At 61.9% G+C, this 20,773-nt stretch carries 23 protein-coding genes; 8 read left to right on the top strand and 15 right to left on the bottom strand.

Annotated features, from left to right (window positions below; translation table 11 throughout):
- Positions 1 to 19 precede the first annotated feature (19 nt).
- Both recR and def read left to right on the top strand, forming a co-directional pair.
- Positions 20 to 616: a recombination mediator RecR gene (gene recR / locus NUX07_RS07415; protein WP_265529939.1), complete on the top strand. Its 597-nt coding sequence runs from the start codon at positions 20 to 22 to the stop codon at positions 614 to 616.
- A 31-nt stretch (positions 617 to 647) separates the two neighbouring features.
- Positions 648 to 1,184 carry a peptide deformylase gene (gene def, locus NUX07_RS07410; RefSeq protein WP_265529938.1) on the top strand — a complete coding sequence of 179 codons (537 nt, stop codon included), beginning with the start codon at positions 648 to 650 and terminating at the stop codon, positions 1,182 to 1,184.
- On the opposite strand, the gene NUX07_RS07405 is transcribed toward def, so the two are convergent.
- Positions 1,181 to 1,573 carry a four-helix bundle copper-binding protein gene (locus NUX07_RS07405; RefSeq protein WP_265529937.1) on the bottom strand — a complete coding sequence of 131 codons (393 nt, stop codon included), beginning with the start codon at positions 1,571 to 1,573 and terminating at the stop codon, positions 1,181 to 1,183. The genes def and NUX07_RS07405 overlap by 4 nt on opposite strands.
- A 120-nt stretch (positions 1,574 to 1,693) precedes the next feature.
- On the opposite strand from NUX07_RS07405, the gene NUX07_RS07400 reads away from it, so the two are divergent.
- Positions 1,694 to 2,413: a hypothetical protein gene (locus NUX07_RS07400; protein WP_265529936.1), complete on the top strand. Its 720-nt coding sequence runs from the start codon at positions 1,694 to 1,696 to the stop codon at positions 2,411 to 2,413.
- A 53-nt stretch (positions 2,414 to 2,466) separates the two neighbouring features.
- Complete coding sequence (rmuC, locus tag NUX07_RS07395) at positions 2,467 to 3,804, top strand: DNA recombination protein RmuC (protein ID WP_265529935.1); 1,338 nt, start codon at positions 2,467 to 2,469, stop codon at positions 3,802 to 3,804.
- A 16-nt stretch (positions 3,805 to 3,820) separates the two neighbouring features.
- On the opposite strand, the gene NUX07_RS07390 is transcribed toward rmuC, so the two are convergent.
- From NUX07_RS07390 to NUX07_RS07355, 8 genes are read right to left on the bottom strand one after another with little or no spacing between them, the layout of a single operon-like run.
- The gene (locus NUX07_RS07390) at positions 3,821 to 4,231 is read right to left on the bottom strand and encodes a hypothetical protein (RefSeq protein ID WP_265529934.1); all 411 of its coding nucleotides are present in this window, start codon (positions 4,229 to 4,231) and stop codon (positions 3,821 to 3,823) included.
- Positions 4,232 to 4,254: 23 nt separating this feature from the next.
- Positions 4,255 to 5,058 (bottom strand): TrmH family RNA methyltransferase, encoded by an 804-nt coding sequence (locus tag NUX07_RS07385; protein WP_265529933.1) that lies wholly within the window; start codon positions 5,056 to 5,058, stop codon positions 4,255 to 4,257.
- Between the two features lie 57 nt (positions 5,059 to 5,115).
- Positions 5,116 to 5,397: an HPr family phosphocarrier protein gene (locus NUX07_RS07380; RefSeq protein ID WP_265529932.1), complete on the bottom strand. Its 282-nt coding sequence runs from the start codon at positions 5,395 to 5,397 to the stop codon at positions 5,116 to 5,118.
- Entirely contained in the window at positions 5,394 to 5,801 is a 408-nt protein-coding gene (locus tag NUX07_RS07375) for a PTS sugar transporter subunit IIA (RefSeq protein WP_265529931.1), read from the bottom strand. Before NUX07_RS07375 ends, NUX07_RS07380 begins: the two co-directional genes overlap by 4 nt.
- The gene (gene rapZ / locus NUX07_RS07370; RefSeq protein WP_265529930.1) at positions 5,798 to 6,718 is read right to left on the bottom strand and encodes an RNase adapter RapZ; all 921 of its coding nucleotides are present in this window, start codon (positions 6,716 to 6,718) and stop codon (positions 5,798 to 5,800) included. Before rapZ ends, NUX07_RS07375 begins: the two co-directional genes overlap by 4 nt.
- 4 nt (positions 6,719 to 6,722) lie before the next feature.
- Positions 6,723 to 7,157, bottom strand: coding sequence for an HPr kinase/phosphorylase (locus tag NUX07_RS07365; protein ID WP_265529929.1), 435 nt, complete (start codon positions 7,155 to 7,157; stop codon positions 6,723 to 6,725).
- Complete coding sequence (locus tag NUX07_RS07360; protein ID WP_265529928.1) at positions 7,154 to 8,713, bottom strand: sensor histidine kinase; 1,560 nt, start codon at positions 8,711 to 8,713, stop codon at positions 7,154 to 7,156. The genes NUX07_RS07365 and NUX07_RS07360 overlap by 4 nt, the downstream gene beginning before the upstream one ends.
- On the bottom strand, positions 8,710 to 9,432 hold the full coding sequence (locus tag NUX07_RS07355) for a response regulator transcription factor (RefSeq protein WP_265529927.1): 723 nt from the start codon (positions 9,430 to 9,432) through the stop codon (positions 8,710 to 8,712). The genes NUX07_RS07360 and NUX07_RS07355 overlap by 4 nt, the downstream gene beginning before the upstream one ends.
- 178 nt (positions 9,433 to 9,610) lie before the next feature.
- On the opposite strand from NUX07_RS07355, the gene NUX07_RS07350 reads away from it, so the two are divergent.
- Both NUX07_RS07350 and NUX07_RS07345 read left to right on the top strand, forming a co-directional pair.
- Entirely contained in the window at positions 9,611 to 11,221 is a 1,611-nt protein-coding gene (locus NUX07_RS07350) for a phosphoenolpyruvate carboxykinase (protein ID WP_265529926.1), read from the top strand.
- Between the two features lie 41 nt (positions 11,222 to 11,262).
- On the top strand, positions 11,263 to 11,709 hold the full coding sequence (locus NUX07_RS07345) for a hypothetical protein (protein ID WP_265529925.1): 447 nt from the start codon (positions 11,263 to 11,265) through the stop codon (positions 11,707 to 11,709).
- Position 11,710: 1 nt separating this feature from the next.
- On the opposite strand, the gene NUX07_RS07340 is transcribed toward NUX07_RS07345, so the two are convergent.
- From NUX07_RS07340 to NUX07_RS07330, 3 genes are all read right to left on the bottom strand, one after another.
- A complete protein-coding gene (locus NUX07_RS07340; protein ID WP_265529924.1) occupies positions 11,711 to 12,088 on the bottom strand; it encodes a DUF3597 domain-containing protein in 378 nt (125 codons plus the stop codon).
- A gap of 120 nt (positions 12,089 to 12,208) precedes the next feature.
- Positions 12,209 to 12,673 (bottom strand): NfeD family protein, encoded by a 465-nt coding sequence (locus NUX07_RS07335; protein WP_265529923.1) that lies wholly within the window; start codon positions 12,671 to 12,673, stop codon positions 12,209 to 12,211.
- Positions 12,673 to 13,653, bottom strand: a complete 981-nt coding sequence (locus NUX07_RS07330; protein ID WP_265529922.1) for an SPFH domain-containing protein — start codon at positions 13,651 to 13,653, stop codon at positions 12,673 to 12,675. Before NUX07_RS07330 ends, NUX07_RS07335 begins: the two co-directional genes overlap by 1 nt.
- Before the next feature lie 41 nt (positions 13,654 to 13,694).
- Between NUX07_RS07330 and NUX07_RS07325 the strand changes: the two genes are divergently transcribed.
- Positions 13,695 to 14,549 (top strand): HpcH/HpaI aldolase/citrate lyase family protein, encoded by an 855-nt coding sequence (locus tag NUX07_RS07325; RefSeq protein ID WP_265529921.1) that lies wholly within the window; start codon positions 13,695 to 13,697, stop codon positions 14,547 to 14,549.
- An 11-nt stretch (positions 14,550 to 14,560) separates the two neighbouring features.
- Complete coding sequence (gene guaB / locus NUX07_RS07320) at positions 14,561 to 16,021, top strand: IMP dehydrogenase (RefSeq protein WP_265529920.1); 1,461 nt, start codon at positions 14,561 to 14,563, stop codon at positions 16,019 to 16,021.
- Here guaB and NUX07_RS07315 read toward each other — a convergent pair.
- The 3 genes from NUX07_RS07315 to NUX07_RS07305 are packed head-to-tail and all read right to left on the bottom strand — an operon-like array spanning position 16,018 to position 20,681.
- The gene (locus NUX07_RS07315) at positions 16,018 to 17,775 is read right to left on the bottom strand and encodes a cation:proton antiporter domain-containing protein (RefSeq protein ID WP_265529919.1); all 1,758 of its coding nucleotides are present in this window, start codon (positions 17,773 to 17,775) and stop codon (positions 16,018 to 16,020) included. The two genes, guaB and NUX07_RS07315, sit on opposite strands and share 4 nt — an antisense overlap.
- 53 nt (positions 17,776 to 17,828) lie before the next feature.
- On the bottom strand, positions 17,829 to 19,439 hold the full coding sequence (locus NUX07_RS07310; RefSeq protein ID WP_265529918.1) for a bifunctional GNAT family N-acetyltransferase/carbon-nitrogen hydrolase family protein: 1,611 nt from the start codon (positions 19,437 to 19,439) through the stop codon (positions 17,829 to 17,831).
- 21 nt (positions 19,440 to 19,460) lie between these two features.
- On the bottom strand, positions 19,461 to 20,681 hold the full coding sequence (locus NUX07_RS07305) for an NADP-dependent isocitrate dehydrogenase (protein ID WP_265529917.1): 1,221 nt from the start codon (positions 20,679 to 20,681) through the stop codon (positions 19,461 to 19,463).
- Between the last annotated feature and the right edge of the window lie 92 nt (positions 20,682 to 20,773).

Here is a 20,773-nt window from a genome sequence, read left to right as displayed (position 1 = left end):
GAATTCCTATGTGCTTTTCATGGCTTCTTCCGAACTCGAGGCGCTGACGCAGGCGCTATCCCGTTTGCCTGGGCTTGGACCGCGCTCGGCGCGGCGCGCGGTGCTGCATCTCATCAAGAAGCGCGATGGGGTGCTCGAGCCGCTGCTTACCGCGCTCGCCGAGGTTTCGGAGCAGCTGTCGACCTGTTCGATCTGCGGCAATGTCGATACCAGCGATCCGTGCGGCGTGTGCAAAGACCCGAAGCGCGACGATCGGCTGCTGTGCGTCGTCGAGGAAGTCTCCGACCTGTGGGCACTGAACAGATCGCGGCTGTTCCCGGGGCGTTTCCACGTGCTCGGCGGGCGATTGAGCGCGCTCGACGGGGTGAGGCCCGAAGATCTGTCGATCGAGGCGTTGCTGAACCGCGTGGAGGCGGGCGGCATCGACGAGGTGGTGCTGGCAATGAACGCCACGCTCGAGGGGCAGACGACCGCGCATTATCTCTCGGAAAGGCTTGAGAAATTCCCAGTGCGCCTGACACAGCTTGCTCACGGATTGCCGGTGGGGGGCGAGCTCGATTATCTCGATGAAGGTACGCTGGCGCAGGCGCTCAGGGCGCGTCGCCCGGTAGGTTGAATCGCGGGGCCCGAGCGCCTAAATGGCGCGCATGGCCATTTTGAAGATCTACGAGACCCCGGACGATGTCCTGCGGCAAATCAGCAAGCCCGTCGAAGAAGTGACGGACTGGCACCGCCAGCTTATCAAGGACATGTTCGAAACGATGTACGCCGCGCCGGGCATCGGGCTTGCCGCGGTGCAGGTGGGTGAGCCCATCCGCCTGCTCGTAATCGACCTTCAGGAGCCCGAAAATCCGGACGATCCCGAAAGCAAGGTCATCAAGGACCCCAGGGTCTTCATCAATCCCGAAATCCTCGAGACGTCCGATCACGAGGTGCCCTATACCGAAGGCTGCCTGTCGGTCCCCGACCAGTATGCCGACGTCATGCGCCCCGATCGCATCAAGGCGCGCTGGCTCGACGAAAATGGCGAGCAGCACGAAAAGGAAATCGACGGGCTACTCGCGGTCTGCCTGCAGCACGAGATGGATCATCTCGAAGGCGTGCTCTTCATCGACCACCTGTCGAAGCTCAAGCGCGATATGGTGCTCAAGAAGCTGGCCAAGCAGCGCCGCAAGGCGGCTTAAGGTGTAATCGTCGCTGCCGCGTTGCGGCAATCCTCAGCGCACTCGCGGCAGATCTGCGCGCACAGCTTGCAATGTTCGTGATCGTGCTTCTCGCATTCGCTGGCGCAGGCATCGCAAATGCGTGCGCATAGCTCGAGGACGTCTTTCAGCACGGCTTCGTTGTCGCCCGAGCGGCGTGCCCCGATGCGCGATGTGGCTTCGCAAATGTCGCTGCAATCCGAACAGGTGCGGATGCACTGGGTCATGTCCATGTCCTCGGCGAGGCAGGCATCGGCGCAGCTCATGCACATTTTCGCGCAATACATGGCGTGATGGACAGCATCGGCCAGAGGCTGGTTCTGATGGCCGTCGACGTCGGGGTGCAGGCTGATCATCTTGCGAATGGACATGAAATTTCTCCCTCTTTGGAAGGTGAGCGCTTGGGGGCCGCGCCGGTTCCCTTTGGCAAGAACCTGTCAATCTTTTGGCTGTAGGCTCCTTTGCCATACGCAAGATTGGGGAGCGTAAACATGGATCCGATGATGACCATCGTACTGGTGGTAGCGGTATTGACGGTGGGCTTGGGTGCAGGCTTTTTCGCCGCGACTAAGGCGCACGAAAAAGGCGTGCAGGGCTACAAGGACGAAGCTGATTTCCAGCGCGCCCGCGGGTCCGACAAGGAACGCGAACTGGCCGCCGCAAACGAGCGGGCGGCGCGCGCCGACGAACTCAAGAAGATGCTCGAAGCGGTCACGGCAGAACGCGATGCAGCGCTGCGCGATAAGGCGGCGATGGAAGCCGACGAGCGCAATTTCGAAAAACGCATGCGCGACGTCGAAAATATGCGCAAGGATCTTGCGGTGCTGTTCCAGGATGTCGGCGACAAGATGCTCGACCGCGCGCAGGAGCAGTTTCTCGCCCGCTGCCGCGATTTCTTCGCTGCCAACGGCGTACGCACGGCACAGGCGCATCCCGAGACGACAACCACGGCTATGACGGCGCCCGAAACGAAGCCTGAGGTCGCAGCGACGACCCCGCCTGAGGTGCATAGTGATCCCGAGCCTGTCGCCGCCCCGGCACCTGCACCGGCGCCAAATTTCGATCCATCGACAGTGCCGGCCCTGGATGAAGTCGGCGAGCCAATCGACGAGTCAGCAGAAGCGCAGGCCGCGGCCGAAGACGAAGGTGGAGACCCCGATCACCAGCTACCGCATCACCAGCACTTCGCGTCGGGCGGCTACGGCTTCTAACGCAAAAAATAGTTCCCGTTTCGTTCGCCTGCCCTTAGGGTAGGCGAATGGACGTGAATATACTGGTTGGATTGATCATCGGCGCCGTAATCGGCGGTGTAATCGGCTTTCTCATCGCGAAGCTACAATCGGGCAAAAGCGAGGCGCAGGTCGAGAATTTGCGGATGCAGCTCGATAGCGTGCGCGAAGAGCGGGACGAGGCGCGCACGCGCATCGATGCAGCGCAAGACGAACTCGCAGCGCTCAAGGCTGAAAAGGCGACATTCGACCAAAGGCTCAAGGATTTTCACGAGCAGAAAGACGCGCAGCTCAACCAGTTTCGCGAAGCGGCCGACCGGTTGCTCGACAAGGCGCAAAAGGATTTTCTCGAGAAAGCCGGTGCGCGGTTCAGCGAGGCCGACCAGAAATCGGAGGCGCAGCTCAAGGGGCTGGTCGATCCGATCCAGAAATTGCTCGCCGAACAGAAGGCCAAGATCGACGCGGTCGAGAAGGACCGGGTAAGCGCCTATTCGGGGCTCAAGGCCGTCGTCGACGAGGTCAAGAGAGGGCAGGGGCAGGTGCGCGATGAAACGCGCAATCTCGTCAATGCGCTGCGTTCATCGCCCAAGGCGCGGGGACGATGGGGTGAAAAGACGCTCGAAAACGTGCTGCAGCAGGCAGGGCTTTCGGAACATATCGATTACCTTACCGAGGTGTCGGTCGATGGCGAAGATGGCCGACTGCGGCCTGACGCGGTGGTCAATCTTCCCGGCGGGCGCAAGCTGGTGATCGACGCCAAGTGCTCGCTCAATGCCTATCTGGACGCAACCGACGAGGTCGATGACGACGCGCGCGATCGCTATCTGTCACAGCATCTCGCCTCGATGAAAAACCACGCCCAGCAACTTGGGTCGAAAAGCTACTGGGCGCAATTCGACGACGCGGCCGATTATGTGGTGATGTTCGTTCCGGGCGAACATTTTCTCACGGCCGCTCTCGAAAAGGACTCGGGCCTTTGGGATTGGGCGTTCGAAAAGAAAGTGCTGCTCGCGACCCCCACGAACCTTGTTGCCATCGCTCGAACCGTAGCCAGCGTATGGAACCAGGAACGCCTCAAGGAGAATGCCAAGGACATCGAAGCGCTTGGCAAGGAATTGCATAGCCGGATCGCCACGATGGCCGATCATGTCCTCAAGATGGGCACCCACTTGTCGCGCGCCAATGACAGTTACAACAAGATGGTGGGCAGCATGGAAAGCCAGGTGTTCACGCAAGCGCGGCGGTTCGAGGAGCTTGGGTCGGGGAGCGCGAAGGAAATCGCGGAACCGGGGGTGGTCGAAGCGAGTCCGCGGCCACTAACCAAATTGTCGCCGCCGCCAAAAGGCGCCAATGATGGCGAAGACGCGGCCTAGTAGGTTTTGACCGCCGTCATTGTTCGCCGCGCTCGTCCGTGGTTTCGAAGAAGCGCAGGGGCGCACCGCAGCCGCGCCATACCTGCGTCCCGATTTCGACGGTGACCGTATCGGGATAGGTGCGATCGCTCATGCCGTCGCTGCACCTGCGATCGATGACCGTCGCGCGAATGCGTTGGCCTTGGTACACGTCTCCAAGGCGCGGATCGGGCGTGAAGGCAAAGTTGCTCTCCGAAGCGGCATAGCCGTCGGCATTGCGGAAGCTCATTCGACCATCGGAGATGTCGAGCGACCAGAAAGGTTCGTTGCCGATAGCGCGATACGCGCCGTCCATGACGCTGTCGGGCCCGTCATAGGGGTCTTCATCATACGCATTGGTCATGCAGGCGGTGAGCGCGAGCGGCGCGAGGAGGGCAAGTTTCTTCATGCCGCCGAAACGATTGTCGGCGTTTAGCGGTTCCGCCAGCTCGCGCGGATCTGGAAAGCCGTGACCGCCGTGGCCACTGCTGCATTGAGGCTATCCGCCCGCCCCGTCATCGGTATTTTCACGAGCAGGTCGCATTCGGCCTCATAGGCCTCGGGCAAACCTTGGCTCTCATTGCCGACCAGCAGGAAACAGGGCGCGGCATAGGGCGCGTCGAGATAGTCATGATCGGTCTGCAGGCTGGTCCCCACCAGTTGGCCGGGGCCGCTGCGTAGCCAGGGCAGGAATTCTTTCCAACTGCCCAGCGCGATCTGGCTCGTGAAGAGGGCGCCCATCGACGCGCGCACCGCCTCCACGCTGAAGGGGTCGGCGCTATCGTCGACCAGGATCAAGCCGCCCGCGCCGACCGCATCGGCGGTGCGCAGCATGGTGCCGATATTGCCGGGATCGCGGATGCGCTCGCCGACGAACCAGATATCGGCCTTATTCCGGTCGATCGCGGCGAGGTTGGTGTCCGGCTGCTTGTAGGCGGCGACAAGACCCTGCGGATTATCTTTGCCCGTCATCTTGGTGAGGATGTCGGGCGTCGTGAGAATGGCATCGCCGCCGGTCGCTTCGGTTGCTGCGATGATTTCGGCCGCGAGCGGGTGCTCGGCACCTTTGGGCGCAAAAGCGATCAGTTCGGGGAGGCGGCCTTCATCGCGCGCTTCCGCGATGATGCGAAGCCCCTCCGCGAGAAACAACCCTTCCGCACGGCGCGCCTTCTTGTCGCGCAGCGCCCGGATGCGCTTGACGGTATCGTTGGAAAAAGAGGTGACTTCGCGGGGCATGACGGCGTCTTAGTGATCGCTTCGCCATTCGACCATCCCCCGGATGGCCGCAGTGGCTCAGTCCTCCCCGAACCTGTCCTCGAACAGTCGCAAGAGCTGCCGCAATTGCGGGACGGGCTCGTCGCCCGTCACGTGCAGCGTCACCTTATCGCCCTTGGCAGCGCCCAGCATCATAATGCCCATGATCGACGTGCCGGGGACACGATTACCATCCTTCTCGACCTCGATCGTATAGTCCTCGCCGATCTCGTGCACGAGATTGACGAGCTTGGCGCTCGCCCGGGCGTGAAGCCCGCGACGATTGGTAACTTTGACAGTCTTTGCTTTGTGCGCGCTCAAGCTGCAGCCTCGCCCAATACTTCAGAAGCCACCGAGATATATTTGCGACCGGCTTCGCGCGCGGCCGCGACGGCCTCGTGGACGCCCATCGATTTTCGTGCACCCTCAAGACGGATGAGCATGGGAAGGTTTATCCCGGCAATGACTTCGATGTCGTCGCCTTCCATAAGGCTGATGGCGAGATTGGACGGGGTGCCCCCGAACAGGTCGGTGAGGATGATGACGCCTTCGCCTTTGTCGACAGCCTTGATCGCGGTCGCGATATCGGCACGGCGGGCTTCCATGTCGTCATCGGGGCCGATGCAAACACCTTCGATTGCATCTTGCGGGCCAACCACATGTTCCATCGCGGTGATGAACTCGGTCGCAAGCTGACCGTGGGTGACCAAAACCAATCCGATCATAAGATATTATCCGTCAATCCATCCATTCCTGCGCCGGGCATCGACTCGATGCTATCACTCGGCGCCGATTTCAAATCGCGATGGCGGACATTGACCGTCAGTCCCGATTTTTGCAGCCTTTCAGCCATTTCCGCGGCGGCTGCAACCGAACGGTGGCGTCCGCCGGTACAGCCGAATGCCACCGTTAGGTAATGTTTTCCGGCGGCGCCATAGCGCGGAATGAGGTCCAAGACCAACTCCTCTATTCGGTCAAGGGTTTGTGACCATGCCGGATCTTTGCTGACATGCGCCTGAACCGGCGCGTCGAGTCCGGTTAACGGTCGGAGTTCCTCGACCCAATGCGGGTTATCAATGAAGCGCATGTCAAACATCAGGTCCGCCGTGCGCGAAGCGCCGCGCGCAAAACCGAAGCTGCCGATGGTGACGACGGGATCGGTATTGGCGCTGGCGTAGCGGCGTTTCAGCTCGTCACGCAGCTCTGCGGGTTTCATGTCGGTCGTGTCGATAATCTGGTCGGCCGCCTGCCTGAGCGGCGCGGTCAACGTGCGTTCAAGCGCAATGCCGTCTTCGGCAGGACGATCCTGCGCCATGGGATGCCGCCGCCGCGTCTCGTCATAGCGACGAATGAGTTCGGTGCCGGCACAGTCCAGGTAAAGGATTTCCGGCGTCACCCCCGCAAGGCTCGCGATCTTGCCGACCAGCTTGTCCGGATTGAACCCGCGCGAGCGGACATCCATGCCAACTGCCATCGGGCTGATATCGTCGCCGCGAAAATCGGTACCCGACACGTAGCGCTTCAGCAGCCCCAGCGGCAGGTTGTCGACCACGTCCCATCCCCAATCCTCGAGCGCATCGAGAACCGAGCTTTTGCCGGCGCCCGACATTCCGGTGACGAGGAGGAAGCGGGGCGTCGCCATAGCGCTAAAACTGGAGCCCGATTTTATCGAGCGCGATCCTGGTTTTGGCCGCCGCCGAAGCGTCGCTGGCCACCAGCGCGATGCGCGGCAGCGATATACCGAGGATGGTCATGCGATCGTCCTCGTCGGGCATACGCAGCGGCTTTTCCGACAAGTCGACGAACAAGGCGACGGGCATATCGGGGCGGTGCGCGAGTTCGATGATGCCGAGGCCGCGGACCTCCATCTTTCCCGCAATCGACGGCGGCGGTGCCGCGATCAACTGTTCGTCCTTAACCGAAAGGAGGACCTGGTCATCGCTGACAAGCTCGAAATCGCTGTCGATCAGTCGCAGTGCCAGGTCGGACTTGCCCGAGCCTGACGGACCCGAAAGCAGCAAAGCGCGTCCACCGCGTCCTACGCATGTCGCGTGCATCAGTTCGGTGGACAGTCGCGTCATTCGCTCCCCCAGGCGGGCAGGCGCAATGCGAAAATGGCGCCCGGCTTTCCGTCGGTGCGATCCATGATCCCGATCCGACCTTCATGGGCTTTCACGATGGCGGCAGCGATAGCAAGCCCAAGCCCGGAGTGACGTCCGAAGTCTTCCGTTTCGGGACGGCGTGAATGAAAACGCTTGAAAATCGCCTCGCGCTCGTCGTCCGGGACCCCGGGCCCCTCGTCGGCAACCGCAACCCGGATTTCGTTGCCGATGCGTTTCACTTCCACGCTGACCTCACTTTTGGGCGGCGCAAAGGAAAGCGCGTTGTCGATGAGGTTGTCGATCACGCGGGCAAGACGACTCTCGTCGCCGGCCACCATCAGCGAGCCCGCCTCGGGACGGTTGCAGGTCAGTGTGATGTCGCCAAGTCCGCGCCGCTCCTGCCAGCTTGCCACCATCTGGCAGGCGATCATGCCCAAATCGACTTTCTCGAACTGCGCACGCGCCATGTCGGCATCGGTGCGCGCCGCCTCGGCGATGTCGCCGACCAGTCGATCGAGCCGCACGACATCCTGCCGCACAACGTCGAGCAACTGCTTACGCAAGGCCGGATCCTCGATATTGTCGAGACCGTCGACAGCGCTTCGCAGCGAGGCGAGGGGGTTCTTGAGTTCGTGCGCCACGTCGGCGGCAAAGGCGTCCATCTGGTCGATCCGCGCCGAGAGCGACTGGCTCATGTCGCTGATCGATCTTGCCAGCTGGCCGATTTCGTCGCGGCGCGAAGGCAGACGCGGCACCTTGACCTCGCGTGCGCGGCCTAGCCGGACGCGGTGCGCTGCGACCGCGATATGCCGCAGGGGCCGGGCAATGGTGCGGGCGAGGAAGAGGCTGAGCAGGACCGAAAGGATCGTTGCCGCGAGCAAGGCCAACGCCAGGCTGGCGCGCTCACGGCGAACGATGTCGGTGTAGTCACGATCGTTGATCGTCGCCAGGACAACAGTGTCATCGTTGGTCCGCGCCGCCGCCGAGAAGACTGGGGTGCGTTCGGGCGCCTCGCGTTCGTAAGTCGCGATTCCGCTTTCGCGCGATGCCGCGATTTCGGGCCACGATGCCGCCACGTCCTCTTCAGGCTCGGCGAAGCGCTCGATCGGATCGGCCCCAACGACAGCATTGAAGGCGCGGTCGATGATGCGTGCGGCGTCGAGCGTCCAGGGTTGTTCGGCAGGATCGCGCAGCCGGTACGTCGGCCCCACCACGTTCCAGCTATCCGCCAGTTTCTCGCCGTCTGGCCCGTACAGTCTTAGCCGGGTCCCGTTGGCGGCGCCAATCGCGGCCAGCAGCGACTCGCGCTCTTCTTCGGGAACGCGAACGCTTGCCTCGGCCGCCGATTGCGCCTTGTTGGCCAGTTGGCCGACGCGTTCGTCGCGCAGCTGATTTCGATAAGTGTCGAGCCAGATCACGGTCAGCGCGAGCGTGAGGAGCGTGAACAGGTTGAGCGCCAGGATACGGTGGACAAGGGTGAAGCGCCGCGACCATCGCAGCTTGCCCACGTCCTCGTCTGTCCGGCGCGGGTTCATTCTTCGCCGAAGCGGTAGCCGACGCCGTACAGCGTCTCGATCATGTCGAAGTCGCCATCGACGGCGCGAAACTTCTTGCGGATGCGCTTGATATGACTGTCGATCGTACGATCATCGACGTAAACATCATCCTTGTAGGCAACATCGAGCAGCTGGTTGCGCGACTTCACGACGCCGGGACGCTGCGCGAGGGCTTCGAGGATCATGAATTCTGTGACTGTCAGGGTGACGTTTTTGTCATCCCATTTGATGCGGTGACGCGCGGGATCCATCGACAGCCGACCGCGCTCCAGCAGGGGCACGCGTTCTTCCTCCTCATCGCCATTGCTGCGTTCGGCGGCGAGCTTCTGTCGGCGCAGGATCGCCTTGATGCGCGCGATCAGGAGGCGCTGCGAAAAGGGCTTGGTGATATAATCGTCGGCGCCCATCGCCAGCCCCAGCGCTTCGTCGGTCTCCTCATCCTTCGAGGTAAGGAAAATGACGGGCAACGTGCCGAGCGCGCCGCCGGCCTCGCGGACTTTTTCGAGCAACTGGAGGCCATCCATGCCCGGCATCTTGATATCGAAGACCGCAAGGTCGGGCGCATTGTCCCGCAGCGCTTTCAAGGCCGAATCACCGTCGCTGTAGACGCGGGTGACGAACCCTTCGGCTTGCAAGGCGATCGACACGGAGGTCAGGATATTGCGGTCGTCATCGACCAACGCGATCGTGTCGCTCAACGCTTTTCCTCTTGGTTCAGGCCCAAACGGTGTAGCCGCACGGCAGTTTGTTTAGCAAGAATGCGACATGCTTTTGACGAGGGTGTGGGGCCTCGCTATAGCCCGCTCATGCATACGTATGCTCCGCCTGCCTTTGCCAATGGGCCGTCGGAGTACGGACAATCGAAAGGAATTTTGCGTGACCGAGCGGACGCCTGCCTATGGTCTGGACCAGCAGGGCATCTCCACTTCTGCCGACATCCACTGGAATCTTGAACGCGCGCCGTTGGTGGAAACCGCCATCCAGCGCGGCGAGGGCCAGCTGGCCAAGCACGGCCCGATCGTCGTCAAGACCGGCAAGCACACCGGTCGCAGCGCTAAAGACAAGTTCACCGTCAAGGACAGCGTGAGCGAGAACACCGTATGGTGGGGCAAGACCAACGTTCCCATGTCCGAAGAGCATTTCGCCAATCTGCGCGCCGATTTCATGGACGCGCTGAAGGACAAGGACACGCTGTTCGTCGCCGATCTTTATGGCGGATCGCAGCCCGAACATCGCGTCAAGGTTCGCGTGGTCAACGAATATGCGTGGCATAACCTGTTCATCCGCACGATGCTGGTGCGTCCCGACGCCGCGGATCTCGCGGGCTTCATGCCCGAATATACGATCATCGACCTGCCCAGCTTCCGCGCCGATCGCGAGCGTCATGGCACGCGCAGCGAAACCGTGATCGCTGTTTCGCTCAAGGAAAAGCTGATCCTGATCGGCGGTACCGAATATGGCGGCGAGATGAAGAAGTCGGTCTTCGGTCTCCTCAATTTCCTGCTTCCGGAAAAGGGCATTATGCCGATGCACTGTTCGGCCAATATCGGAAAGGATGGCGACACCGCGATCTTCTTCGGACTGTCGGGCACCGGCAAGACGACGCTTTCGGCCGATCCCAATCGCACGCTCATCGGCGATGACGAGCATGGCTGGTCGGACAGCGCAGTCTTCAACTTCGAAGGCGGTTGCTACGCCAAGATGATCCGCCTGTCGGAAGAAGCCGAGCCTGAGATCTACGGGACCACCCGCAAGTTCGGCACCATCCTAGAAAACGTCGTGATGGACCCGGTAACGCGCGAGCTCGACTTCGACGATGCGTCACTCGCCGAAAACAGCCGCGGCGCCTATCCGATCGATTATATTCCGAACACCTCTGAGGATAATCTGGGCCCCGTGCCCAAGACGATCATCATGCTGACCGCCGATGCCTTTGGCGTGCTGCCGCCGATTGCGCGGCTGACGCCCGACCAGGCGATGTATCATTTCCTGTCCGGTTACACCGCCAAGGTCGCGGGTACCGAGATCGGCGTGACCGAGCCCGAAGCCACTTTCTCGACCTGTTTCGGCGCGCCCTTCATGCCGCGCCATCCGACGGTCTACGGCAATCTGCTCAAGGAGCGTATCGCCAAGGGCGGCGTGACCGTATGGCTGGTCAACACGGGTTGGACCGGCGGCAAGTATGGCGTTGGCCACCGCATGCCGATCAGGGCGACCCGCGCGCTGCTCAACGCCGCGCTCGACGGCAGTCTCAACGATGTCGAATTCCGCAAGGATCCGAACTTTGGCTTCGAAGTTCCGGTATCGGTCCCCGACGTCGATGACAGCATTCTCGAACCGCGCGAGACGTGGGACGACAAGGATGCCTACGACGCCACGGCGGCCAAGCTGGTCGACCTGTTCAATGAGAATTTCGCGATTTTTGCGGATCACGTGGACCAGGGGGTGCGCGAAGCCGGCCCCGTAGGCCAACCCGCAAACGCGTAACCGGTCGGTCATCGGCCGGGGCTTAGGAGAGGACCCGGTCGATGACCACCTACCCCGTAAGACTATTCGAGCGCGACGAGGACATCGTCCATCTGGGCGAGGGATTGCTCGCGTGCAGCCTGACGCGGCCGGAATGGACGCACGAAGCGCACCTGGGGGCGACGGCCTACCTGCTTTTGCGGCGACCGGACGTCGATCTCGATGAGGAAATGCCGGGCCTGATCCGGCGCTTCAACGAAAGCGTCGGGGGCATCAACGACGACACGCAGGGCTACCACGATACGGTCACCATGGCCTATCTCGCAGGCGTGCGTGCGTTTCTGGCAAAGCGACCAAAAGAAGAGGCGCTCACGACCTGCGTGAACGCCCTTCTCATGTCGCCCGTCGGCCGGCGCGACTGGCCCTTGCAATTCTATTCGAAGGACCGGCTCTTCTCGGTCGAGGCGCGGCGCAGCTTCATTGCGCCGGACCTCAAACCGCTGCCGTGAGCTACATCAGTTCCTTGGGCACCCGGCCACCGTTTTCGGCGAGTTCCTGCATCACTCGCTTGTGGAGCCAAATATTGTCTTCCGCCGTGCCGGAATAGTCGGTGCGGCCCATTTCCTGGGCGAGTTCCTTGCGATTTTCGTAGCTGGGATCGAGGTTGACCAGCTTCATCAGGTCGACGATCGAGGTGCGCCAGTTGAGTTCTTGCTCGACACCCTTCGAGCGCATTTCGAGAACATTCTCGATGTCGACTATCTGCGGAGCGAGCGTGACATCGCCGTCCTTGTCGCGCGTGATGGGTGTGGGATTGGCTTTCGGTGCGTCTTGCGCTTCCGCTTTACGACCGAAAATCGCGTCCTTGATCTTGCTGAATATGCCCATAGTGCTTTCTCCTGTTGTGGCGCGGCGGAGGAATATTTCAGCTCTCCGGGCGCACGGGTTCAGGAGTTCAACGCACGAACCTGTCGATTGGTGGCACAGTCAGCCGCACTGCCGCTCGCTTCAGCGCGGCGGCAGGGCGTCGGGCCGTTCGACAATCAGGCGATTGCCGCGCACGCCTGTAACGATCAGTCGTTCGCCTTCGCTGGCATTGAAATCGCCGCTTGCTGTCCACTCCCCATCGCCAAGCTTCACGCGCCCATCACCGTCGACGATGGCGCGCGTGACCGTGACTTTGCGACCGATCAGTTGGCGCGAACGCTCGTTGAGCGTGCCGTCATCCTCGCTGACGACCGGACGGGCATAGATGCGCTTTCCGACGAGCACAGATACCACGCTGTAGATCGCGAACAGACCGAGCTGTGCCGGCATGCCGAGATCGAAGATCAGCGTAAAAGCGCCGGTGGCGATGGCGGCGGCACCAAGAAAGACGAGGAACACGCCCGGCGCCATGAGTTCGAGCGCCAATAGCAGCAGGCCGCCGACCAGCCACCATCCGCCCGGTGGAAGCGAGTCGAGGCCGCCCATTATTCCTTGTCTCCGCGCACTCGTGGAACGCGGCGCGGCGTGGGTTCGCTACCGACCGCGCTGGCCTTGACCACGTGGTCGCCAAGCGCCTCCTTGGCGATCTCGCCGATCCCGCCGAGCGAGCCAATGAGCTGCGTGGCTTCGACCGGGAACAGGATGGTCTTGGCGTTGGGGGAGCTGGCAAATTTGCTGATCGCTTCGACATATTTCTGGGCGACGAAGTAGTTGATCGCCTGTGCATCGCCCTGGGCGATCGCGTTGGATACGAGTTCGGTCGCCTTGGCCTCTGCCTCGGCAAGGCGGATGCGGGCTTCTGCTTCGGCGAAGGCGGCTTCGCGTTCGCCTTCGGCCTCAAGGATCTGCCCCTGCTTTTCGCCCTCGGCACGCAGAATTTCGCTTTGGCGGTCACCTTCGGCCTCGAGAATGGCGGCGCGTTTTTCGCGCTCGGCCTTCATCTGCCGCGTCATTGCGTTGACGATATCGGAGGGCGGGCGAATATCCTTGATCTCGACGCGGGTAATCTTGACGCCCCACGCTTCGGTTGCCTGGTCGACCACCGAGAGGAGGCGAGCGTTGATCTCGTCGCGCTTGGACAGCGTCTCGTCGAGATCCATCGACCCCATCACGGTGCGAAGGTTGGTGGTCGAAAGCGCCATGAGCGAACTGTAGAGGTCGGAGACTTCGTAGGCGGCCTTGCTCGCTTCGAGCACCTGGAAAAAGACCACGCCGTCGACCGACACCATGGCGTTGTCACGGGTGATGATTTCTTGACCCGGGATATCAACAACCTGCTCCATCATGTTGATTTTATGACCAACGCGCTGGACGATAGGCGGAACAAAGTGAAAGCCGGGCTCGGCCGTTCGGGTGAACCGCCCGAAATGTTCGATCGTGTAGCGATAGCCCTGGCGCACGATCTTGATCGACGATGCGACATAGAGAACGACGAAGAAGACCAGGACGGCCAGCACTAATTCCATGATTGACTCCCCAATTGCAGCTAAGGACATGATGCAGCCTCATGAGCATGAAGCAAAGAAAATTCGCCAGCGCCGCCGAGTTGTTCAACCGCCCGGCGGTACTCTTCCTGCCGGCATCGCGCGAACGGGCGATCGCCAAGGCGCGGGAGAGCGCTGCCGATCTGGTGATTCTGGACCTTGAGGACGCGGTCGCCGAAGCCGACAAGGAGGCCGCGCGCGAAGCTGCGGTGGCGGCTGTCGCGAAAACCTGGGACAAGCCCGTCGCCATTCGCGTTAATGGCACCGGGACCCAGTGGCACGCAGGCGATGTGCAGGCGGTGACGCGCTCGGGCGCCGATTTCATCGTATTGCCGCTGGTCAGCGATCCGGACGAAGTCTCGGCCATATCGGGACGTACCGGACAACCCGTCCTAGCCATGATCGAGACCGCGCGCGGCGTGATGCGCGCCGACGCTATCGCCGAGCAGGCTGCGGGCCTGATTGTCGGCACCAACGATCTCAAGAACGACCTGCGCCTGCCCGAGGCCGCCGGACGACAGGAAATGCGTTTTGCCATCCAGCAGGTCTTGGTAGCGGCGCGGGCACGCGGCATCGCAGCCTATGACGGGGTGTTCAATAACCTCGAGGACGACGAGGGCTTCGTTGCCGAAGCGGCCGAAAGCCACCTGCTCGGCTTCGATGGGAAAACCCTTATCCATCCGAAGCATATCGCCGCCTGCCAGCGCGCCTTTCGGCCCAGCGACGCGGAAATCGAGCGCGCGCGACGTCTTGTCGCAGCGTGTGAAGAAACGAGCGGGGCGGTGAGCTTCGAAGGCGAAATGGTGGAAGCCATGCACCTGGCGTCGGCGCGGCGACTTTTGGCCCGTGCGGGGGTTGGCGAATCGGCTCCGTCATAATAAGGGGCGGGATGGCCCAAGATATCCCCCTCGGTTTGACCTTCGACGATGTGCTGCTCCAGCCGCTGAAGAGCGATCTGCTCCCGAGCCAGACGTCGACCCGTACGCGGTTGACGCGCGACATCGAAATCGAAATCCCACTGCTGTCGTCCGCGATGGACACGGTGACCGAAGCCGACATGGCGATCGCGATCGCGCAGCTAGGCGGGATCGGGGTCCTTCATCGCAACCTGTCGATCAAGGACCAGGTCGCCGCAGTCCGCGCGGTCAAGCGCTTCGAAAGCGGTATGGTGGTCGAGCCAATCACGATGCAGCCGGGCGAAAAGCTCGCCGATGCGCTCGATATCATGAAGGCCAACAAGATCTCGGGCATTCCGATCGTCGAAGCCACTGGCAAGCTGGTCGGCATACTGACCAACCGCGACGTTCGCTTCGCCGACGACCTGTCGCAGTCCGTATCCGAACTGATGACGAGCGAAAATCTCGCCACCGTGCCGCTCGGCACCAGCCAGGAGGAAGCGCGGAAGATCCTGCACCAGCGCCGGATTGAAAAATTGCTCGTGACCGATGTCGATGGTCATCTCGTCGGCCTCATCACGGTCAAGGATATCGAAAAGTCGGTCGCCAGCCCCTTTGCGACCAAGGACGAAGGCGGTCGCCTGCGCGTCGCCGCAGCGTCGACGGTGGGCGACAAGGGGTTTGCCCGCGCCGAAGCCTTAATCGATGCGGGGGTCGATTGCGTCGTGATCGATACCGCGCACGGCCATAATGACGGCGTGTCGCAAGCCGTCGCCCGATTGAAGAAGGCTGCCGACGTGCAGGTCATCGCGGGCAACGTCGCAACCGCCGCGGCAACCGAAGCACTGATCGACGCGGGTGCGGATGGCATCAAGGTCGGCATCGGGCCGGGCTCGATCTGCACCACGCGTATCGTCGCGGGCGTTGGTGTGCCCCAACTTACCGCCGTGATGCAGTCGGCCGAAGCCGCGCACAAGCACGACATCCCGGTCATCGCCGATGGCGGCATCCGCACCTCGGGCGACATCGCCAAGGCGCTGGCCGCGGGTGCTTCGAGCGCCATGATCGGCTCGCTGCTCGCGGGGACCGAAGAAGCGCCGGGCGAGACGTTCCTTTATCAGGGCCGTGCCTATAAGGCCTATCGCGGCATGGGCAGCGTGGGAGCGATGAGCCGCGGCAGCGCGGACCGCTATTTCCAGCAGGATATCAAGGACCACATGAAGCTGGTGCCTGAGGGTATCGAAGGCCAGGTGCCCTACAAGGGGCCGGTGCGCGACATCATCCACCAGCTTGTGGGCGGGGTGCGCGCTGCCATGGGCTATACCGGATCGGCCACGGTCAAGGACTTGCAGAAGCGCGCGCAATTCGTTCGCATCACCAATGCGGGCCTTAGCGAAAGCCACGTCCATGACGTGGCGATTACGCGCGAAGCGCCAAACTACCCGACGCGCTAGCTCGAGCTTGGTCGGCGCCGCCCAAGGCTGGGCTGCTGCGGCAGGTCGCTTTCGCTCATGATCGCATCGCGCAGATCGCTGCGTTTTTGATGGATCGAGGCGATGACCGGCCCCATGGCCACACCAATGTCGACCAGCACGGCTTCCGATAGCTGCAGCGAAGCTTCGAGCGCTTCGGGCACGGCATCGGTAACGCCGGCCTTGTAAAGCTTTGCCGCGTGCTCGCTGTCGCGCGCTCGCGCAATGATCGGCAGATCGGGATGGAGTTCGCGCACGCGCTGCGAAATGCGGGCAGTCAGGACCGGATCGTCCATGGTGAGCACAAGCGCGGCTGCTTTCGACAGGCCCAACTTCTCGATCAGTTCGCCGCGTGCGACGTCGCCATAGAGGACATTTGAACCGGCTTCGCGCAGGCGCGCGACCCCATCGATATTGCTGTCCACGCCAAGATAGGGCTTCTTGTGCTCCTGCAGCATGTTGGCGACCATCTGACCCACCCGGCCGAAGCCGAAAATAACGACGCGGCCGGCCGCCGGATCCTGTTCCAGCTCCTGCGCGGCGGCTTCCTTTTCGACGCGGTGGCCGGCGATGCGGCCGAGGCTGGCGAGGAAAGGGGTGATCGACAGGCCAAGCGCAGTGACCGCGCTCCAGAAGGCCACCGTGTCGGTTGCCAGGACACCTGCCGTGCCGGCCGCGCCCAGCACGATCAGCGTGGTTTCGGAAGGGCTGGCCATCAGGATGCCGGTCTCAGCCGATACGCCGCGGCGCGCGCCCGCGATGCGTAGGAGGATCCCGGTGACGATCGCCTTGACGATGAGAACGGCGACAAGACCGCCGATCAACAAGTGCCATTGCTCGGCCAGGCTGCCGAGGTCGATAAGCATGCCGATGGTGATCAGGAAGACGCCAAGCCCAAGCCCCTTGAGGGGCGCGATGACGATTTCGACTTCGGCGTGATAATCGGTCTCGGCGATCAGCATGCCGGCTACCAGCGCTCCCAGGATCGGAGACAGGCCCACAAAGGATGTCGCAGCCGCCGCGAGGATCACGGTCAACAGGCTGATCGCGAAGAAGCCCTCGGGGCTCTTGGTGCGCGCGGCTTGCGCGAATAGCGGTGACAGCAGGAATTTGCCCACCAGAAGGATCGCGCCCACCACGATCGCGCCATTGATTGCAACCTCGGCGAGCCCGTCCACGTCGGCGCCGCCGACAGTGCCGAACACGAAAAGCATGGGGACCAGCGCCACGTCTTCGAACAGCAGCATGGCAAGCGCGGCGCGGCCAACGGGGCTTTTGGTGCCGGAGATCGGCAGGACGAGCGCGGTCGAACTCATTGCCAGGGCGAGGCCAAGCGCAGCCGCGCTTTTTAGCTCCCAGCCGATGACGAACAGCAGCACCGCGCCAAAAATGCTGGCGGTGACCAGCATTTCGGCGGCGCCGATGCCGAAGACAATTCTCCGCATAGTCCACAGGCGCTTGAAGCTGAGCTCTAGCCCGATGGCGAACAGCAGCAGGATGACCCCGAAGTCCGCGTATGGCTGGATCGCTTCGGGATCATCGATGGTAAAGTGCTGCAGCCAGTGCACTTCGCTCGACATCGCGCCGAGGCCGTAGGGGCCGGCGATGATGCCAACGAGGATGAAGCCGATGACGGGGTTGATCTTGAGGCGTGCGAAGGCGGGGATGACGATCCCGGCCGCGCCGAGAATCACCAGCGCATCGCCCATGCCTTCCAAAGAGAGTTCGCCCGCCATGGCTCCCTTTTGCCGTGGGCGAGGGGCGGTGTCACCGCCTGATTTTCACCAAATCAACCGCCGCCCGGGGCCGAGGTACCCAGCGGATCCTTGCGGGGCGCGGTTTTGCCGTGCGCGCCCTTCGGATCCCACTTGATGTCGTAAAGGTCGAAGCGGCGGTCGGCGAGGTTGCGGACCGTGCCTTCGGCGCGCGCCCAGCTGAGATCGGCGAGATTGACGTCACTGATGGTGAGCGTCTCCACATTTTCGGTGGCTTCGGCAGCAATGCCGTCGCGCGCGAAGGGGAAATCGCACGGCGTCAGGATGCAGCTTTGTGCATATTGGATGTCCATGTTGTGGACGTTGGGCAGGTTGCCCACATTGCCGCTCATCACCACGAAGCACTGGTTTTCGATGGCGCGCGCCTGGCAGCAATAGCGCACCCGAAGATATCCCTGGCGGCTGTCGGTGCAGAACGGGGTGAAAATGATGCGCGCGCCTTCATCGACCAGGCGGCGGGCGAGTTCGGGAAACTCGCTGTCGTAGCAAATGAGCACGCCAATCGGGCCGCAATCGGTGGGAATGGCGTCGATCCCGTCGCCGCCCTTGATGTTCCACCAGTAGCGCTCGTTGGGGGTGGGGTGGATCTTCTCCTGTTCGTGCACCGCGCCATCGCGCAGGCAGACGAATGCGACATTCTGGATATCGCCGTCGTCGGTGCGCGTGGGGTGCGATCCGCCGATGATGTTGATGTTGTACTTCATCGCCATCTCGGTGAAGGCGTCGCGGATCTGCGGCGTATACTCTGATAGCCGTTCAATCGCTTTTTGCGGGCTCAATTCTTCCTGTTCGTAGGACAGAAGCATGAGCGTGAACAGCTCGGGAAAAAGGATGAAGTCGCTTTCATAATCCGAAGCAACATCAACGAAATAGCGGACATTGTCGATAAATTCTTCGAAGTTCTCGACGCTGCGCGCCTGGAGTTGGCAGGTGGCGATGCGCACGCTCTCGACACCCCGCGGCAAGCGGAATTTCTTGGGGCTTTCGCGGTCGACATAGGGGTTGCGCCAGACCATGTGGACGGCGTGCCCCATCGACGCTTCGTCTTCGCGCAGATAGGCCTTGAGCACGCCTTGCGGTTCGAACCCGTTGGCCAGCTGGAAACGGATGACGGGATCGTGGATCTCGCCCGCGATGACCTTGTCGAGATAGTCCTGCGGACCCGAAACACGACGGCGCGAACGGCGGTAGCGCGGCATGCGTCCGCCAAAGGAAATGCCGGTCAGTTCGAGCTCTTCTGCTAACTTGCGGCGTGCCTCATAGAGACGGCGACCGATGCGGGTCCCGCGCACGTCGGGCGAGACGCACAGTTCGTAGCCGTAAAGCCAGTCGCCGGTGGGATCGTGGCGGCTGCCATAGCCACCACCGGTAATTTCGCGCCACGTATGCTGTTCGAGCGCGATGGCGCCGCCGATGCGCATCGAGGCGGCATAGCCGACGATGTCGTCGTCGAGGACGGCGACGAAGCAGCCTTCGGGATAATTGTTGAGCTGGCCCTGGATTTCGCCGCGCGAATAGGGGACGAAATCTTCGTAGACGCGGGTCGTAAGTGCAACGATCCCGGAAATGTCCGAGCGCCTAGCCTGTCGGACATCGAGGCGGGCTTTCGATTTTTGGCTAACCATCGGCCCGCCTCGACTGTTCTACTACGACCAGTTGGCCATACGCTTTTCGAAGTTCTGAACGATCGCTTCGAAGAATTGCTCGGTCGTCATCCACGCTTGGTCGGGGCCGATGAGGATCGCGAGATCCTTGGTCATCTGGCCACTTTCGACGGTCTTGATGATGACGTCTTCAAGCGTTTCGGCAAAACGGATGACATCGGGCGTGTCGTCGAACTTGCCGCGATACATGAGCCCGCGGGTCCACGCGAAGATCGAGGCGATCGGGTTGGTCGAGGTCGCCTTGCCCGCCTGGTGCTGGCGATAGTGGCGCGTGACGGTGCCGTGCGCGGCTTCGGCTTCGACCGTCTTGCCATCGGGCGTCATCAGGACGCTGGTCATGAGGCCGAGCGAGCCAAAGCCCTGCGCGACGGTGTCCGATTGCACATCGCCGTCATAATTCTTGCAGGCCCAGATGAACTTGCCGTTCCACTTCAATGCCGACGCGACCATGTCATCGATCAGGCGGTGCTGATATTCGATGCCTGCTTCTTCGAACTTCTCCTTGAATTCGCTGTCGAATACTTCCTGGAACAGGTCCTTGAAGCGGCCGTCATAGGCCTTGAGGATTGTATTCTTGGTCGACAGGTAGACCGGCCATTTGCGGTCGAGGCCGTAGTTCATGCAGGCGCGGGCGAAATCGCGGATGCTGTCGTCATGGTTGTACATCCCCATGGCGACGCCGCTTTCGGGGAAGTTGTGGACTTCCTTTTCGATGACTTCGCCGTCTTCGCCGACGAACTTCATCGTCAGCGTGCCGGGGCCCGGGACGAGGAAATCGGTGGCGCGATACTGGTCGCCAAAGGCGTGACGACCAACCACGATGGGATCGGTCCAGCCCGGCACGAGGCGCGGGACGTTGTCGATGACGATCGGCTCGCGGAAGACCACGCCGCCAAGAATGTTGCGGATCGTGCCGTTGGGCGAGCGCCACATTTTCTTGAGGTCGAATTCTTCGACGCGCTGTTCATCGGGGGTGATGGTGGCGCATTTGACGCCGACGCCATGCTTCTTGATCGCTTCGGCGGCATCGATGGTGATCTGGTCGTCCGTCTCGTCGCGGCTTTCGATCGAGAGATCGTAGCTGATGAGATCGATATCGAGATAGGGAGCAATCAGCCGGTCCTTGATCCAGTCCCAGATGATGCGGGTCATTTCATCTCCGTTCAATTCGACGACGGGATTTTTGACCTTGATCTTTTCCATGATGATTCCTGCTGGTTCGAAAGTGAATGTTGGCGTGTCGCTTAAGGCTGCGCGGGGTTTTTCGCAACCGCTCGGGGACTCGATCATTGAAC

This window comes from Sphingomicrobium marinum (assembly GCF_026157105.1).
Taxonomy (GTDB): domain Bacteria; phylum Pseudomonadota; class Alphaproteobacteria; order Sphingomonadales; family Sphingomonadaceae; genus Sphingomicrobium; species Sphingomicrobium marinum.
Note: the sequence above shows the minus strand (reverse complement) of the source record. Positions and strands in the feature narration are given on the sequence as shown.